Source organism: Mameliella sp. LZ-28 (genome assembly GCF_012274245.1).
GTDB classification, from domain to species: Bacteria; Pseudomonadota; Alphaproteobacteria; order Rhodobacterales; family Rhodobacteraceae; genus Antarctobacter; species Antarctobacter albus.
Genome location: NZ_JAANYX010000035.1, coordinates 86,783 through 102,476, shown reverse-complemented (window position 1 = coordinate 102,476; position 15,694 = coordinate 86,783). Strand labels below are relative to the sequence as shown.

The 15,694-nt window shown below is 64.8% G+C and carries 15 protein-coding genes and 1 pseudogene; 8 read left to right on the top strand and 8 right to left on the bottom strand.

Going from position 1 to position 15,694, the window contains the following annotated elements; genetic code table 11:
• The first annotated feature begins 16 nt into the window (after positions 1-16).
• Positions 17-1,666, top strand: coding sequence for an electron transfer flavoprotein-ubiquinone oxidoreductase (locus tag G9Q80_RS22755; RefSeq protein WP_074622650.1), 1,650 nt, complete (start codon positions 17-19; stop codon positions 1,664-1,666).
• 68 nt (positions 1,667-1,734) lie between these two features.
• On the opposite strand, the gene G9Q80_RS22750 is transcribed toward G9Q80_RS22755, so the two are convergent.
• A complete protein-coding gene (locus tag G9Q80_RS22750; RefSeq protein ID WP_088715721.1) occupies positions 1,735-2,871 on the bottom strand; it encodes an HPP family protein in 1,137 nt (378 codons plus the stop codon).
• Between the two features lie 207 nt (positions 2,872-3,078).
• Between G9Q80_RS22750 and G9Q80_RS22745 the strand changes: the two genes are divergently transcribed.
• Together G9Q80_RS22745 and G9Q80_RS22740 are read left to right on the top strand one after the other, a co-directional pair.
• A complete protein-coding gene (locus G9Q80_RS22745) occupies positions 3,079-4,803 on the top strand; it encodes a tetratricopeptide repeat protein (protein ID WP_416045628.1) in 1,725 nt (574 codons plus the stop codon).
• Positions 4,784-5,611: a 4-(cytidine 5'-diphospho)-2-C-methyl-D-erythritol kinase gene (locus tag G9Q80_RS22740; protein ID WP_088715650.1), complete on the top strand. Its 828-nt coding sequence runs from the start codon at positions 4,784-4,786 to the stop codon at positions 5,609-5,611. The genes G9Q80_RS22745 and G9Q80_RS22740 overlap by 20 nt, the downstream gene beginning before the upstream one ends.
• Positions 5,612-5,660: 49 nt before the next feature.
• On the opposite strand, the gene G9Q80_RS22735 is transcribed toward G9Q80_RS22740, so the two are convergent.
• Complete coding sequence (locus G9Q80_RS22735; RefSeq protein WP_088715651.1) at positions 5,661-6,659, bottom strand: polyprenyl synthetase family protein; 999 nt, start codon at positions 6,657-6,659, stop codon at positions 5,661-5,663.
• A gap of 54 nt (positions 6,660-6,713) precedes the next feature.
• Between G9Q80_RS22735 and G9Q80_RS22730 the strand changes: the two genes are divergently transcribed.
• From G9Q80_RS22730 to G9Q80_RS22720, 3 genes and pseudogenes are all read left to right on the top strand, one after another.
• Positions 6,714-6,929, top strand: coding sequence for a putative signal transducing protein (locus G9Q80_RS22730; protein WP_088670166.1), 216 nt, complete (start codon positions 6,714-6,716; stop codon positions 6,927-6,929).
• 34 nt (positions 6,930-6,963) lie between these two features.
• Positions 6,964-7,703 (top strand): annotated as a pseudogene (locus G9Q80_RS22725) (tRNA1(Val) (adenine(37)-N6)-methyltransferase).
• A gap of 105 nt (positions 7,704-7,808) precedes the next feature.
• On the top strand, positions 7,809-7,985 hold the full coding sequence (locus G9Q80_RS22720) for a YdcH family protein (protein WP_168246583.1): 177 nt from the start codon (positions 7,809-7,811) through the stop codon (positions 7,983-7,985).
• 34 nt (positions 7,986-8,019) lie between these two features.
• Here G9Q80_RS22720 and G9Q80_RS22715 read toward each other — a convergent pair whose 3' ends face one another.
• The 5 genes from G9Q80_RS22715 to G9Q80_RS22695 form a co-directional block, all read right to left on the bottom strand.
• The gene (locus G9Q80_RS22715) at positions 8,020-8,967 is read right to left on the bottom strand and encodes a transcriptional regulator GcvA (protein ID WP_088715722.1); all 948 of its coding nucleotides are present in this window, start codon (positions 8,965-8,967) and stop codon (positions 8,020-8,022) included.
• Positions 8,968-9,288: 321 nt separating this feature from the next.
• On the bottom strand, positions 9,289-10,443 hold the full coding sequence (locus G9Q80_RS22710; protein ID WP_088715653.1) for an MFS transporter: 1,155 nt from the start codon (positions 10,441-10,443) through the stop codon (positions 9,289-9,291).
• 166 nt (positions 10,444-10,609) lie between these two features.
• On the bottom strand, positions 10,610-11,332 hold the full coding sequence (gene phbB, locus G9Q80_RS22705) for an acetoacetyl-CoA reductase (RefSeq protein WP_043141679.1): 723 nt from the start codon (positions 11,330-11,332) through the stop codon (positions 10,610-10,612).
• Positions 11,333-11,520: 188 nt separating this feature from the next.
• A complete protein-coding gene (locus G9Q80_RS22700) occupies positions 11,521-12,696 on the bottom strand; it encodes an acetyl-CoA C-acetyltransferase (protein WP_088715654.1) in 1,176 nt (391 codons plus the stop codon).
• 211 nt (positions 12,697-12,907) lie between these two features.
• Positions 12,908-13,657: an EAL domain-containing protein gene (locus G9Q80_RS22695; RefSeq protein ID WP_232786294.1), complete on the bottom strand. Its 750-nt coding sequence runs from the start codon at positions 13,655-13,657 to the stop codon at positions 12,908-12,910.
• A gap of 317 nt (positions 13,658-13,974) precedes the next feature.
• Between G9Q80_RS22695 and rpsD the strand changes: the two genes are divergently transcribed.
• Both rpsD and G9Q80_RS22685 read left to right on the top strand, forming a co-directional pair.
• Positions 13,975-14,595 (top strand): 30S ribosomal protein S4, encoded by a 621-nt coding sequence (gene rpsD, locus G9Q80_RS22690; RefSeq protein ID WP_043141684.1) that lies wholly within the window; start codon positions 13,975-13,977, stop codon positions 14,593-14,595.
• Positions 14,596-14,757: 162 nt separating this feature from the next.
• Positions 14,758-15,318 (top strand): hypothetical protein, encoded by a 561-nt coding sequence (locus tag G9Q80_RS22685; RefSeq protein WP_232786290.1) that lies wholly within the window; start codon positions 14,758-14,760, stop codon positions 15,316-15,318.
• An 85-nt stretch (positions 15,319-15,403) separates the two neighbouring features.
• Here G9Q80_RS22685 and G9Q80_RS22680 read toward each other — a convergent pair whose 3' ends face one another.
• A complete protein-coding gene (locus G9Q80_RS22680) occupies positions 15,404-15,619 on the bottom strand; it encodes a DUF1127 domain-containing protein (RefSeq protein WP_043141685.1) in 216 nt (71 codons plus the stop codon).
• Positions 15,620-15,694 lie beyond the last annotated feature (75 nt).

Below are 15,694 nucleotides of genomic sequence, written 5' to 3'. Positions count from 1 at the left end.
AAGGGAAGGAGCCGGAATGTCCGACTTTCAGCGCGAATCCATGGAATACGATGTCGTCATCGTTGGCGGCGGCCCCGCAGGCCTCTCTGCCGCGATCCGGCTGAAACAGCTTGACGCCGATCTGCAGGTCGTTCTGCTGGAAAAGGGATCGGAGGTCGGGGCGCATATCCTTTCGGGGGCGGTGCTGGACCCCTGCGGCCTGGACGCGCTGATCCCCGACTGGAAGGACAAGGGCGCCCCGCTGAACGTGCCGGTGACCGAGGACAACTTCTACATGCTGGGCGAGGCGGGCAAGCTGCGCATCCCCAACTGGCCGATGCCGCCGCTGATGAACAACCACGGCAACTACATCGTTTCGATGGGCAATGTCTGCCGCTGGATGGCCGAACATGCCGAGGAGATGGGCGTCGAGATCTTCCCGGGCATGGCCTGTTCCGAACTGGTCTACGGCGAAAACGGCGAGGTGCGCGGCGTCGTGGCCGGTGAATTCGGCAAGAATCCCGACGGCACGCCGGGTCCCAGCTATGAGCCGGGCATGGAACTTTTGGGCAAATACGTCTTCCTGGGTGAGGGCGTGCGCGGCTCGCTTTCCAAGGAAGTGATCGAGAAATTCGACCTTTCTGCCGGCAAGGAGCCGCAGAAATTCGGCCTTGGCATGAAGGAGATCTGGGAGATCGACCCGGCCAAGCACCACGAGGGACGCGTGACGCACACGATGGGCTGGCCGCTGGGCTCGAACGCCGGGGGCGGGTCGTTCATCTACCACCTTGAGAACAACCAGGTCTACGTCGGCTTCGTCGTGCACCTGAACTACGAGAACCCCTACCTGTACCCCTACATGGAATTCCAGCGCTTCAAGCACCACCCGATGGTGGCCGAGCTGCTGGAGGGCGGCAAGCGCGTCGCCTACGGTGCCCGTGCGATCAGCGAAGGCGGCTACCAGTCGATGCCCAAGATGGTGGCGCCGGGGGTGGCGCTGCTGGGCTGTTCGGTTGGCATGGTCAACGTGCCGCGCATCAAGGGCAACCACAACGCCATGCTCTCGGGCAAGGCGGCGGCAGAGGCGGCCTTTGCCGCGCTGCAGGATGGCCGGTCCAGCGACGAGCTGTCGGACTACGAGACCGAGGTCCGCGAGGGCGCCATCGGCAAGGACCTTAAGATGGTTCGCAACGTCAAGCCGATGTGGTCGAAATACGGTCTCACGGCCAGCCTCACGCTGGGGGGGCTGGACATGTGGACGAACAACACGCTGGGCTTTTCCTTCTTCGGCACGCTGGGCCACGGCAAGACCGACGCCGAGGCCACTGGCATATCGGCCAAGTTCGAACCGATCGACTATCCCAAGCCCGACGGCAAGCTCAGCTTTGACCGGCTGACCAACGTCTCGTTCAGCTTTACCAACCACGAGGAAAGCCAGCCCGCGCACCTGCAGCTGAAAGACCCGCATGTGCCGACCTCGATCAACCTGCCGAAATACGCCGAACCGGCACAACGCTACTGCCCGGCTGGGGTCTACGAGGTGGTCGAGGACGAAAGCGGCCCGCGTTTCGTCATCAACTTCCAGAACTGCGTCCACTGCAAGACCTGCGACATCAAGGACCCCAGCCAGAACATCAACTGGACGGTGCCGCAGGGCGGCGAAGGACCGAACTATCCCAACATGTGACGGGGCACGATGATGCGTTGCGGCGGCCGGGGTTGGATGACCCCGGCCGTTTTGCATTCAGGGGGATGTCAGGCGCTGCGCAGGGCCCTGTGCGCAAGGGTGGCGATCAAGTCTGTGCGGGTCACGATCCCGACGAGACGGTCGTATTCCAGCACGGGCACCGCATCGACCGCGCCATCCGCCATCATCGGCAGCAAGGCGGCGATGGGGGTGCCTGTCGTGGCGCGGGGGCCGGCCACCTCCATGATCTCCTCGGCCCGTACCGGCATGCCCCGCTCGCGGTCCACCAGCCGCCGAAAGGCGACTGCGAACCCGCGATCCAGGCGCAGCGCGTCCTGCATCGTCCGGTCGATCAGGTGCATTTGAAAGATCACGCCCAGGAATCTGCCCTCATCCGTGACCACCGGCAGCGAGGTGAAGCGGTGCTTGCGAAACAGATCCGCCACCTCGCCCAGGCCGGTGTCGGACCGGACGGTGATCAGTTTGTCCGACATGATGTCCGCGGCGGTCTCGGCACTGGCGGTATGCGAGGCCGCCTGCAGTTCCGCCGCACCGATCAACTGCGCCAGGTCTTCGACCCCCATGTTGAACGACTGGCGATAGCGGCCGAGCAGTTCGACCAGTTCGTCCTCGCTGAGATCCAGCCGCATGCGCGATCCGGGCGCCGCCTCGCCACCGGTTTCGAATTGCCGAAACGGGTAGTGGCGACCGGTCAGCCGGGCATAGATCGCGGCCAGAGCCACCAGCACGATGGTGCCGGCGGCGACCGGGGTCAGCGCAAACCGGAACCCGAGTTCCTGGATCGCGGCGGGGCTCATTGCGGCCGTCATCGCCACGGCGCCTGCAGGTGGATGCACGGCGCGGCACAGGATCGTCGCCGTGATCGCCAAGCCCACGGCCAGCGCGACCCGCAGTGTCGGGTCGGCCACGGTCATGCAGACGGCGACCCCCACCAGCGCCGCGACGGTATTGCCGACCACCGCCGACCAGGGCTGTGCTAGGGGGCTGTTGGGCACCGCGAAAAGCAGCACCGATGTCGCCCCGAACGGCGCGATCAGATAGAGGCCCAGGTCCGGGTCCATCGCAGGTGACAGCAGGAACACCCCCGCCAGTCCAAGCCCGACAATGGCCCCGACCCCGGCGCGCAGGGCCTCGACCGGCGAGACGCTTGCGACGGCGGGTCCGAGTGATCGCAGTTTGTGCATCATGAGCGCCCCAATTCCAGTTGCGCCCAAATTTTCACCAAAGTGAGAAGTTTTCAACCACAAGCAATTCCCGGCGCGCTGCCTGCTTGTTGAGCGCGGACTCACAATGAGGTGAAGCACAGGCCCGCTTCTGCGGCCTGTCGCGATTGCCTTGCCTGCTCAACCGCTCTAGGCTTTGGCGAAATGGCGACTGAGGAGACCGGCATCTTGACAGCTTGGACACAGACGGTGCGCGCGGCCTTGTTGGCGACGGCGCTTGTGCTGCCTTCGCTCGCAACGGCGCAGGGGTTTGCGGGCGATTATTTGGCCGCGCGCCAGGCCAGTTTCCTGGGCGACTTCAAGGCCGCCGCGCATTACTACGGCAAGGCGCTGGCCCGCGATCCGGGCCGTCCCGAGCTGCTGGAACGCGCGGTTCTGGCCAATATCTCGCTGGGCGAGGTCGACCGCGCCGGAAGCTATGCGGAACGTCTTGCGCAGGATGGGTATTCCAGCCAGATCGCCCAGATGGCGCTTGTGGCCCGTGATGCGCGGGGCGAGGCCTATGGCGCGATCATCAAGGCCATCGACGACAAGCGCGGCCTTGGCCCGCTGGCCGACGGCCTGGTCAAGGCCTGGTCCCAGCTGGGCGAAGGCGACATGACCAGCGCCCTTGTCACGTTCGACGAGGTCGCGGGCATCCAGGGGCTGGCGCCCTTCGCCGCCTATCACAAGGCTTTTGCCCTGGCTTCCGTGGGGGACTACGAGGGCGCCGAGTTGATCCTTGGGGGCAACCAGAGCTCGGGCATGGGGTCGACCCGCCGCGGCGTCATGGCCCATGCCGAGATCCTCAGCCAGCTTGACCGGAATGCAGACGCCGTCCAGCTGCTGAACGACTCCTTCGGCAGCAGCCTGGATCCGGGGCTTGAGGATCTGCGCACCCGCCTTGAGGGCGGTGAAACCGTGCCCTTCACCCATGTGCGGTCGCCGCGCGATGGCATCGCCGAAGTGTTCTACACCGTGGCCGGCGCGCTGGCCTCCGAGAACAACGAGGACCTGACGTTGCTCTATGCGCAGATGGCTGAATACCTGCGCAACGATCATGTCGACGCGATCCTGCTGTCGGCAGAGGTGTTGTCCAAGATCGGCCAGTACGACCAGGCCATCGACACCTATGCCAAGGTGCCGCAGGACAACGACGCCTATCATGCCGCCGAACTGGGCCGCGCCGAGGCGCTGCGCGCAAGCGGCGACATGGATGCGGCTATCGGCGTGCTGGAAGACCTGGCACAGTCCCACGGGTCGATGGCAGTGGTGCATTCCACGCTGGGCGACTACCTGCGCCAGGATGAACGCTATGACGAGGCGGTCAGCGCCTATACCGAGGGATTGTCCAAGGTCGCCGAGGTTGGCGAACGACACTGGTTCCTGTTCTACGCCCGTGCCATTTCCTACGAGCGCCAGGACAAGTGGGCCGAGGCCGAGGCCGATTTCCGCAAGGCGCTGGACCTGAACCCGGAACAGCCGCAGGTGCTGAACTACCTCGGCTATTCGCTGGTGGAAAAACAGGTCAAGCTGGACGAGGCGCTCGACATGATCGAACGCGCGGTCGAGGCGCGGCCCAACGCGGGCTACATCGTCGACAGCCTGGGCTGGGTGCTGTACCGGCTGGGCCGCTACGAAGAGGCCGTGCCGCACATGGAGCGCGCCGCCGAACTGATGCCGATCGACCCGGTGGTGAACGACCACCTTGGCGATGTCTACTGGGCGGTGGGGCGTCAGCGCGAGGCAGAGTTCATGTGGAAACGCGCGCTCTCCTTCGTCGACTGGGAAGATGCCGCCGCCGAGGCCGACCCCGAACGCATCAAGCGCAAGATCGAGGTCGGGCTGGACCAGGTGCTTGAAGAAGAAGGCGCGCCGCCGCTGACACTTGCCGATGACAGCGCAGGCAATTGAGGTCTTTGCCCCCGCCAAGATCAACCTGACCCTGCACGTCACCGGCCAGCGCGCGGACGGTTATCACCTGCTCGACAGTTTGGTGATGTTCGCGGATGTCGGGGATCGCGTGACCGTTGCGCGGGCAAGTGAGATGTCCCTGCGCGTGACCGGGCCGATGGCGGCGGGCGTGCCTGACGATGCGCGCAACCTCTGCTGGAAGGCGGCAGAGGCGTTCGGCGAACCCGTGGCCATCACCCTGGACAAGCACCTGCCCGCCGCTGCGGGCATCGGTGGCGGGTCCTCGGATGCGGCGGCGGTCCTGCGGGGCATGGAACAGCTTTTCGGTCGCCCCTCCGGCGTACATCTGCCGGATCTGGGGGCGGATGTGCCGGTTTGCATGCTGGCCCATGCGGCGCGCATGCAGGGCATTGGCGAAGAGGTGCTGCCGCTCGACATGGCGCCTTTTCACGCGGTCTTGGTGAACCCCGGGGTCGAGGTTTCCACGCCGGCGGTCTTTCGCGTTCTGGGTTGCAAGGACAACGCGCCGATGACGCCTATGGCAGAGACTGGCATGCCATTGGCGGCGCTGAACTGGCTTGCCAGCCAGCGCAACGACCTGCAGCCACCTGCAATCATGGTGAAACCCGTCATCGCCGAGGTTCTGGACGCGCTGGCGGCGCTGAAGGGCGCTCGCCTCGCCCGCATGTCCGGCTCTGGCGCGACCTGCTTTGCGCTGTTCGACACGCGCGCCGCGGCGGACGGTGCTGCCATAACCCTCTCTTCCGCCCATCCAGAGTGGTGGGTGCGGCCCGCGACATTGCGCTGAGTGTTCCGTTGGAGGGGCAGTGTAGGATGGGTGATGTCACCCATCCTCCTCAGCTCACGCGGCTCACCACGTAGTCGTTGAGGTCGATCAGCAGGTCGCGCAGCTCGCTTTGCGGCAGGCTTTCCATAGCGGCCTTGGCGCGTGCGGCCCAGGCCAGCGCCTCTTGCCGTGTCGCCTCCAGCGCGCCGTGCTTGTTCAGCAGGGCGATGGCATGTTCCAGGTCGCCGTCACGCTGGTCACCCTTCTCGATCACCCGCTTCCAGAACGCTTTTTCCTCGTCATCCGCCGCGGCAAAGGCCTTGATCAGCGGCAGCGTCAGCTTGCGCTCGCGGAAGTCGTCGCCGACGTTCTTGCCCGTCGCGTCCGAGCCCCAGTAGTCCAGCAGGTCATCCACGATCTGAAAGGCGATCCCAAGCGCGTCGCCATAGTCGAACAGCGCCTTGACCTCTTCCTCTGGCCGCCCGGCGATCACGCCGCCGACCTCGGTCGCGGCCGAGAACAGCGCTGCCGTCTTGCCGCGCACCACCTGCAGGTAAATCGCCTCTGACGTCGACAGATCCTGCGCGGCCGTCAGCTGCAGCACCTCGCCCTCGGCGATGGTCGCCGCCGCGTCGCTCAGGATGCGCAGCACCCGCAGGTTGCCGGTTTCCGTCATCAACTGGAACGAGCGGGCAAACAGATAGTCGCCGACCAGCACGCTGGACTTGTTGTCCCAAAGCAGGTTTGCCGTGGGGCGCCCGCGTCGTTTCTTGCTTTCGTCCACCACGTCGTCATGCAGCAGCGTCGCGGTATGGATGAACTCCACCGTCGCGGCCAGGTAGACGTGGTAGGGGCCGTCATAGCCGCACATCCGTGCCGTTGCCAGCGTCAGCAGCGGGCGCAGCCGCTTGCCCCCGGCCTCGACCAGGTGGGCCGTCACCTCGGGGATGCGTGGCGCATGTTTCGACGCCATGCGCGCACGGATCAGGGCGTTGACCTCGTCAAGATCCCCGGCCAGCATCGCGGCGAGACGTTCATGCGGCTTTTGAATGGCGTCGTCCAAGCTCATCAAACTCCCGTGCAAGGCTCGACAAATCGTGCGCCTTGTCCTTACATCCCCGACATGGAAGAGCTCTTGCGCACAAACGACATCACATTGATCCCGCTGGTCCGGACCCTTCTGAACGGGGAGGGTATAGACAGCTTTGAACTGGACGTAAACATGAGCGTTCTCGAGGGATCCATAGGCATTCTGCCGCGGCGATTGATGGTGCGCGCGGACCAGATCGAGCAGGCCCGGCGCTTGCTGCGCGAGGCCGGGGTGAACTTTGAGGGCTGAGCCCTTTGCCCCCGACGCGCTGACCGAGGACGCGATGCTGGGCGGCAGGGTGCGCCTGCTGCAACCAAAGGATGGATACCGTGCCGGAACCGATCCGGTGGTGTTGGCAGCCGCCGTCGCGGCCCAGCCGGGGCAGAGCGTTCTGGAACTGGGGTGCGGTGCCGGACCGGGGCTGTGCTGCCTTGGCGCGCGCGTGCCGGGGCTGCGGCTGAGTGGCCTGGAGCTGCACAGCCCGGATACGCCGCGCTGGCCCGCCGCAACCTGGCGCACAACGGGCTGAACGGGGAGATCTGGACCGGCAACCTGTCCGATCCGCCGCCAGAGCTGAAGGCGCAGAGCTTTGATCACGTTTTTGCCAATCCGCCCTATTTCGAGGCCGGCAAGCGGATCAGCGCCGATGAAAGCGGGCGGGAAATCGCCCTTGCGGGGGAGACGCCACTGGCCGATTGGGTCGCCTGTGCCGCCCGGCGATTGAAACCGCGCGGCTATGCAACCTTCATCCAGCGCGCCGAACGCCTGCCGGACCTGATCGAGGCCATGCAGGGCCGGCTGGGGGCGCTGGAACTCTTGCCCTTGCTGCCGCGCAAAGGGCGTCCGCCGCGCCTGATCCTGCTACGCGGACGCAAGGAAGGGCGCGCGCCTTTCCGTTTTCACGCCGGTACGGTGATTCACGCCGGCGACCGCCACGAGGAGCCAGGGAACCGCTATACCGCCCGTTTCGAGGCGATCATGATGCAGGCAGCGCCGCTGGAATTCCCGGCAGGCCGAATTTGACCTGTATCCATGTTACATTTTTGCGAAGCCATTTTGCAGCCGCAGCGTGACTTGCGGGAAATTCTGTGCTGCACTGAGAGTCCAATCATCTGAAAGGAGGATCCCATGAGCTTGAGTTCGCACTTGCAGGAACTGAAAAGGAAGCATTACGCCTTGTCGGAAGCCGTGGAGGAGGCGCAGCGCGCCCCCGGGACCGATGACCTGCGCATCGCGGACCTGAAAAAGCAGAAGCTGAGGATCAAGGAAGAAATAGCGCGGCTGTCGCCGCAGAACGTGATGTAACACGGTTCGTTTCAGACCTGTCCCGGTGTCTTGCTCAGGCCCGGGTCAGGTCGTCGACAGAGACCAGCGTCTTGCCCTCGAGTCCCGTGGGCAATGCCCTGATCTCCGCAAACAGCCACTCGCGGAACGCGGCGATCTGTGGACGTGTCTCCGTACCCTTGGCGCAGAGAAACCGGAATCGCGCGGCTGTTGTCAGGGCGATGTCGAACGGCGCGACCAACTGTCCCGAAGCCAGCAACCTCTGTGCCAGCGATGTGCGTGACAGGACAACGCCACCGCCCGCCAGGGTCGCGTCCAACGCGTGATCGGCCTGCGAGAATCGTGCGGTCGGGGTGGGACAGTCCGTCATGCCGCAAGCGTTGAACCATTCGGTCCAACCGGCGGGCGGGTCCATGAAGTCATGCGAGGCATCCTGCAGCAGAGGGGCATCCAGCAGGCTGTCCGGCGTGGGGTAGAGCGCCGCTAGGTCGGGGCGCATCAGTGGCGTCACGCCTTCGTCCAGGAGGTGTTCGCTGAACAGGCCCTCGTCCGTGCCATAGCCGTAGCGGATGGCCACGTCGATCTCATCCCGGTCGAAATCCATCATGCGCAAGCCGGCGACAAAGCGCAGTTCGATGTCCGGGTGGGCCTGGGCAAAATCGTAGAGCCGCGGGGCCAGGCATTTGGCGGTGAAGGCGGGGCCGGCGGTGACCGTCAGCTTGCCTGTGTCCTGCAGGCGCCGCGTCGCCCGCCAGGCGGTGATCAGCCGCTCAAACCCCTCGGAGGCTCCTGGTGCCAGGAGGCGCCCGGCTTCGGTCAACTCAACAGCGCGGTTGAGGCGGCGAAACACCGGCGCGCCCAGATGCTCCTCGAGGTTCTTGATCTGGAAGGACAGCGCGGCGGGCGTGACGTTCAGTTCCTCGGCTGCCTTGGCAAAGGACATGTGACGGGCGGCGGCGTCGAAGGCGCGCAGAGCGGTGAGAGGAGGCAGGCGGTCAGACATGATCACACAAGTATATCTTGACTGAGTGCCTGAGAAGTCTCGTTTGCCGCTTTTCTTGCGACTACCTAGGTTGGGATCATCAAGGAATGCTTGTTCAAAGAGGTCCGTCATGCTCGAAGCCGCCAGTGATGCCCGCCATCGTGACGCGATCCGCGCTGCCCATGCCGCACGGGGTCGGCTTGTGTCCCGCCTCTGGAAAAGTGTTTTCGCCCGTCGCCGCTGACCGCAGGTCGTGAGTCTCCCCGCTCCCGCCGGTCTGGACGCGCGAAAAGAAACGCCCCCGAACCGCAAGGCTCCGGGGGCGTTTTGTCTTGGCCCGCGTTATTCGATCCGCGCGCTGGACCGCATGAGCCCCAACGTGCCCAGAGCCGCGAGGGCCAGCAGGAGAATGCCCAGCCAGAATGCCGCCGCCGCACTGCCGACCTGTTCCGACAGGGCGCCGGACAGGGCCGGCATGACCGCCATCCAGAAATAGTACAGCGTAAAGAAGATCCCCATGCCCAGTGCGCGGCTTTCGGGCTGCAGGACGCGGCCGGGGAGGGCCATGATGGGTCCGGCCGGCAAACCGCAGGCCAGCCCCATGAGGATGAAGACAGGCAGCGAAGGTGCGGCGAGAGCAAGGGCAAAGGTCGCTGCGAATCCGGCCAGTCCGACAAGGAGAACGGCGTTGGGGCGTCCTATCCGGTCGCCGATGAGGCCGCCGGCCGGGACCGAGAGCACGGCCAGCCAGAGGACCAGCGAGCTGGTTCCGCTGGCCACTGTCAGGGCGACGCCGCGTTCCACCAGCAACGCGGGACCAAAGGCAAAGACCATCGCCAGCGCGCCATTGTAGAGGCCCCAGACACAGCCCGCGATCACGATGCCGGTCAAGGCGCCGTTCCGGGGCCAGCGTCCGGTAGGCGCGCTTCCGGCAAGGGGTGCAGGCGGGTCGCGATAGACAACCGTCATCAGAACCAAGCCCCCGATGCAGAAGGCCATCGAGGTGGCAAGAGCCGTGTTCAGGCCACCGGCCTGGGCGATCAGGGGCAGCACCAGCAGGGCCAGCGCGATCCCCGCGGGCCAGGAGTTGACGAAAATGCCCATCGCGGTGGCGAGATTGCGGCCCGCAAACCAGTCCGCCACCATCTTGGTCATGATGACGTTCAGCAGGACGCCTCCGGTCCCTGCGAGGAGACGCCCGAGGATCTGGTGTGACCAGCTTTGGCCCTGCCACATGATCAGCCCGCCAAGGACCATCACGACCAGTCCGCCGGCGACCACGCGCCGGTCGCCCAGGCGCTGGGCGATGCCGCCGCCGGGGAGGGCGAAAACGAGGCCGGGCAGGAGATAGAGGGAAATCAGGATGCCGAGGTCCGCGAGGTCGGTTCCGTGGCGTTCCATCAACATCGGGCCCAGCGATCCGACGACCTGGTACTGAAAGGCCATCGCCAGCCGAGCGGTGAACAATACCGCGAGCGCGGCCCAGGGAGAGGTCATCGGTGTCGCTTTCGAAATCAATGACCGATGCTAGCACCGAAAACATCGCCCCAATGAAAAAAGCGCCCGATGCGGGCGCTTTTCCTGTGCGTACGGGCCGGTGGGTGACGCTTGTCCCGTCCTTTGGACGGAACCTCGCCCCACCCGCCGTCCCTTGGCGGTGCGCTCAGACGAAGAACTGGGCGCCGTTGGCCGAGATGGTCGAGCCGTTGATGAAACCCGCGTCGTCGGAGGCCAGGAAGGTCACGCAGCGCGCGATTTCCTCGGGCTCGCCCAGGCGGCCGGCGGGGATCTGCGCGATGATGCTTTCACGCACCTTCTCCGGCACGGCCATGACCATTTCGGTCGCGATGTAGCCCGGGCAGATCGCGTTGGCGGTGATGCCCTTGCGCGCGCCTTCCTGGGCCAGCGACTTGATGATGCCGAGGTCGCCCGCCTTGGTGGCGGCATAGTTGACCTGGCCCATCTGGCCCTTCTGGCCGTTGATCGAGGAGATCACGATGATCCGGCCAAAGCCGCGGTCGCGCATGCCCGGCCAGATCGGGTGCACGGTGTTGAAGACGCCGGTGAGGTTGGTGTCGATCACCTCGTTCCACATCTCGGGGGTCATCTTGTGGAAGGCCGCGTCGCGGGTGATGCCGGCATTGGCCACGACCACGTCGATGGGGCCAAGATCGGCCTCGACCTGTGCCAGCCCGGCTTTCGAGGCCTCGTAGTCGGCCACGTTCCACTTGTAGGTCTTGATGCCGGTGGCTTCGGTGAAGGCGGCGGCCTTCTCGTCGTTGCCGGCATAGGTCGCTGCGACCTCATAGCCTTCGGCCTTCAGGGCCTTGGAAATGGCTTCGCCGATGCCGCGGCTGCCGCCGGTGACGAGTGCTACACGTGCCATTGGGGTTCCTCCAGTTCTCTGTCCGTGTCTGGTAACTTTGTTACCGTGAGATTTTTCAATGAGCAACAATGTTGCCCGGCTTTTGGGGTCGTTTGGCGCGACCTCTTGTCCGGCCCGGGATGTGCCCGAACCCTCCCCACAAAAAAGGGGGCGCCATTGGCGCCCCCGATATGCCGTGTACCGCTGGGTTACGGACGCTCCACGCAGAGCGCGACGCCCATGCCACCGCCGATGCAGAGCGTGGCGAGACCCTTCTTGGCGTTGCGGCGCTTCATCTCGAACAGCAGCGTGTTCAGAACGCGCGCGCCGGAGGCACCAATCGGGTGACCGATCGCGATGGCGCCGCCGTTCACGTTCACGATGGCCGGATCCCAGCCCATATCCTTGTTGACCGCGCAGGCCTGTGCGGCAAAGGCTTCGTTGGCTTCGACCAGGTCCAGGTCCTCGACCTTCCAGCCGGCCTTTTCCAGCGCCTTGCGCGAGGCGTGAATCGGACCCACGCCCATGATCGACGGGTCGAGCCCGGCGGTCGAATAGGAGGCGATGCGGGCCAGCGGTTCGATGCCGCGCTTTTCGGCCTCGTCGGCGGACATCAGAAGGGCACCGGCGGCGCCGTCGTTCAGGCCGCTTGCGTTGGCCGCAGTGACCGAGCCGTCCTTGGTGAAGGCCGGGCGCAGCTTCTGCATGGCCTCGATTGTGGCGCCGTGGCGGATGTACTCGTCCTTGTCGACCACGATGTCGCCCTTGCGGGTCTTGACGGTGAAGGCCACGACCTCGTCGTCGAACTTGCCGGCCTTCTGGGCGGCCTCTGCCTTGTTCTGCGAGGCGACGGCGAATTCATCCTGCATGTCGCGGGTGATCTGCCACTGGTCGGCCACGTTCTCGGCGGTCTGGCCCATGTGGTAGCCGTTGAAGGCATCCCAGAGGCCGTCGCGGATCATCGTGTCGATGTATTTCATGTCGCCCATCTTGTGACCGGCACGCAGGTGCGCGGCATGGGGCGACAGCGTCATGTTTTCCTGGCCACCGGCGCAGACGATCGAGGCGTCGCCCAGCATGATGTGCTGTGCACCAAGCGCAACCGCACGCAGGCCCGAGCCGCAGACCTGGTTGATGCCCCAGGCCGCCGATTCCTTGGGCAGGCCGGCGTTGATATGTGCCTGGCGGGCAGGGTTCTGGCCCTGCGCCGCGGTCAGCACCTGGCCGAGGATCGTTTCGGAAACATCCTCCTTGGCGATGCCGGCGCGATCGACCAGCGCTTCCAGGACGGCTGCGCCCAGGTCATGTGCCGGGGTGTTGGCAAAGGAACCGCCAAAGCTGCCGACGGCCGTCCGGGCAGCGCTTGCGATAACGACGTTGGTCATATGTAGTCCTCCAGGCAAGCGGGTGCATCAGGTCAAGACGCGGCCCCACCGGTTGCGGGTCCTTCTCTTCCTCGCTTGTCGGCTAGGGAGATAGCCGAAGTGGCGGACCATAAGAACCGGACAGGGTGTCTCAGCCCGAAGATGCATGGCGGAGATGCCGGTTGTCCATGCCTTATGTGCCGCAACGTCAGTGGGAGAAGGTGCCGTTGCGTCAGCCGACACGGCGCGCGGCGTCTTCGCGGCGCCAGGGCGGGCGCACGCTGGGCGCGGCAAAGAGATATCCCTGAAGGCAGTCGATCCCCAGCGCGGCCAGGCAATCGGCATCTTCATGCGATTCGACCATTTCGGCGACGGTGAACATGTCGAACTGCTCGGCGATCTTCACCATCGCACCGACAAGCACCTGGTTGTCCGGATCCGTGGCGATGCCCTGGCAGAACTGGCCGTCGATCTTGAGGACGTCAAAGCGGAAGTCCTTGAAGTGGCGCAGGGCGGTGTAGCCGGCACCGAAATCGTCGATGGCAAAGGAGATGCCGCGGCGCTGCAGGTCATCCATGAAGCTGACCACCAGTTCCGGGACCAGCATTGCAGAGCTTTCGGTGATCTCCAGGATCAGCCGTTCGGCAATGGTCGGATCCTGGTCGAGGCCGCGATGGAGCGTGCGCATCCATTTCTTGTAGCCGATGGAGCGTGCGGACATGTTGATGGAAAGGCGCAGGCCGGGCACGCGGCCGAGTTCGGCCAATCCCTTTTCCAGCGCGATACAGTCCAGCATGCGCCCGTATTCGGTATCCTCGACCGTGTCGATGAAGTCGGTTGCCGGAATGATCCGCCCGGTTTCGTCGAGAACGCGGATCAGCCCCTCGTAAAAGGCGACGCGCCCCTGTGTCTGGGCCTGCATCACGGGCTGGAAGGCCAGCATGACCTGACGATGCTGGATCGACCGCCGGACCATGTCCATCACGGATGCATCGCGGGTCTTTACCGCGTGGTCCAGCGCGTTGCGCGCCGCGTGTTCATCTGCTGCCGGTTTCGCCACTTCCGCCTCCGTGCCGTGGTCTTGCCCCATTTGACTCCCGAGGTGTAAAGCAATTGTTAATGTTCCCCTTTGGTTCAAATTGTCCGAACCCGGCAAGCAGCGCGCTTGACTCGGCCCCCGGAGCCTGTATAAGCGCGCGCTCATTGGTGTTGGTGGCCCTCGCAAGGGGATCCCTGTCACTCCGGCCAAATCCGGGGAGAGGACAACGCCCTTCGAAAACCTGACGAAGGAGATCAGCCGTGACCAAACGCACGACTGCCAAGTACAAGATCGACCGCCGCATGGGCGAAAACATCTGGGGCCGCCCCAAGTCGCCGGTGAACCGCCGCGAATACGGCCCCGGCCAGCACGGTCAGCGCCGCAAGCAGAAAATGTCCGACTTCGGCCTGCAGCTTCGCGCCAAGCAGAAGCTCAAAGGCTATTACGGCGACCTGACCGAAAAGCAGTTCCGCCGCATCTACGCCGAAGCCGAGCGTGTGAAGGGCGACACCGGTGAAAACCTCATCGGCCTGCTCGAGCGTCGCCTGGACGCCGTCGTCTACCGCGCCAAGTTCGTGCCGACCGTCTTTGCTGCCCGCCAGTTCGTCAACCACGGCCACGTCCTGGTGAACGGCAAGCGCGTGAACATCCCCTCGTACCGCGTCCAGGAAGGCGACGTGATCGAGGTTCGCGAGAAATCCAAGCAGATGGCCGCGCTTCTGGAAGCGACCCAACTGCCCGAGCGTGACGTGCCCGACTATATCGAGGCCGACCACTCGAAGATGACCGCGACTTTCGTCCGCACCCCGCAGCTGGGCGACGTGCCCTACGCCGTGGTGATGGAACCGAACCTGGTCATCGAATACTACGCTCAGAACTGAGTGCGCGCGGACCCCGGGTCCGCCGCCATGCAAGATCGCGAAAGGCCGCCCTTATGGGCGGCCTTTTCTGCTTTGTGGAACCGGTCGGGCTTGGCTGCGCGCGGAAAATGGGCTGGGATGGACACAGGACGGCCCGGTGGCCGATTGCGGAGGATGCCGAGGATGATACGGACGGGATGGATGCTGGCGCTGCTCTTGCTGGCCTGGCCGCTGCAGGGCGCGGCGCAGATGGCGGGGCACGGTATGGGGCTGCATCACGGTGCGGGCGGCGCCGGACACGATGAGGTCAACATGCCGGGCCTGCGCGGGCTGGATGCAACGCCGGAGGAAAGCGCCGAACTGGCGGTGATGTTCCGCAATTTCGACAAGATCGAGCGCCGGGTGGACAACCTGCCCGACGGGATTCGCACCGTGACCTTTTCGGACGATCCTGAGGTGATGCAGGTGCTGGTCAGCCATGTCGCCGGGATGATTGCCCGGGTCGAAGAAGGGCGCGATCCGCAGGTCTTCATCCAGAGCCCGACGCTGGACATCTTCTTTGCGCGCCGGGACGAGATCGAAACCGAGATCGAGGTCACGCAAGAAGGGATTGTCGTGGTCCAGACCTCACATGCGCCGGAGATCGTCACGGCGCTGCAGGTGCATGCGGCCGAGGTTTCGGACATGGCCGACCGTGGCATGGCGGCAGTGCACGAGATGATGATGCGCCGGGCGGGGAACTGAACGACCCAAAATAATGACGCCGCGCCCGGGTCGGGGCGCGGCGGTCATCAGAAACCAGGCGGGTGATTGCCTGCGGTCTGTGCGATCAGATGTAAAAGCTGTCGCGGAAGACGTGACGCACGATGTCGGTGCGTTCGATACCCAGTTTTTCCAGCTGTGCGTCGGACATGCTGTTCAGGCGTTCGATTTCCTTGACGCGGCTGTTGGCCTCGGAGATGCGGACCAGGAAGTTGAAGATGCCTTCGAAAAAGCCGGTGAAGAAATTGCCGCCGTGGGCGGTGGTGGTTTGCACATGTGCCATATCAGGACCCTTCGTTGCAGTGATCGGGTTCCCCCCTTGGCCATCAACCTAGGTTTTGCTGCGCTGCAGCGCCAG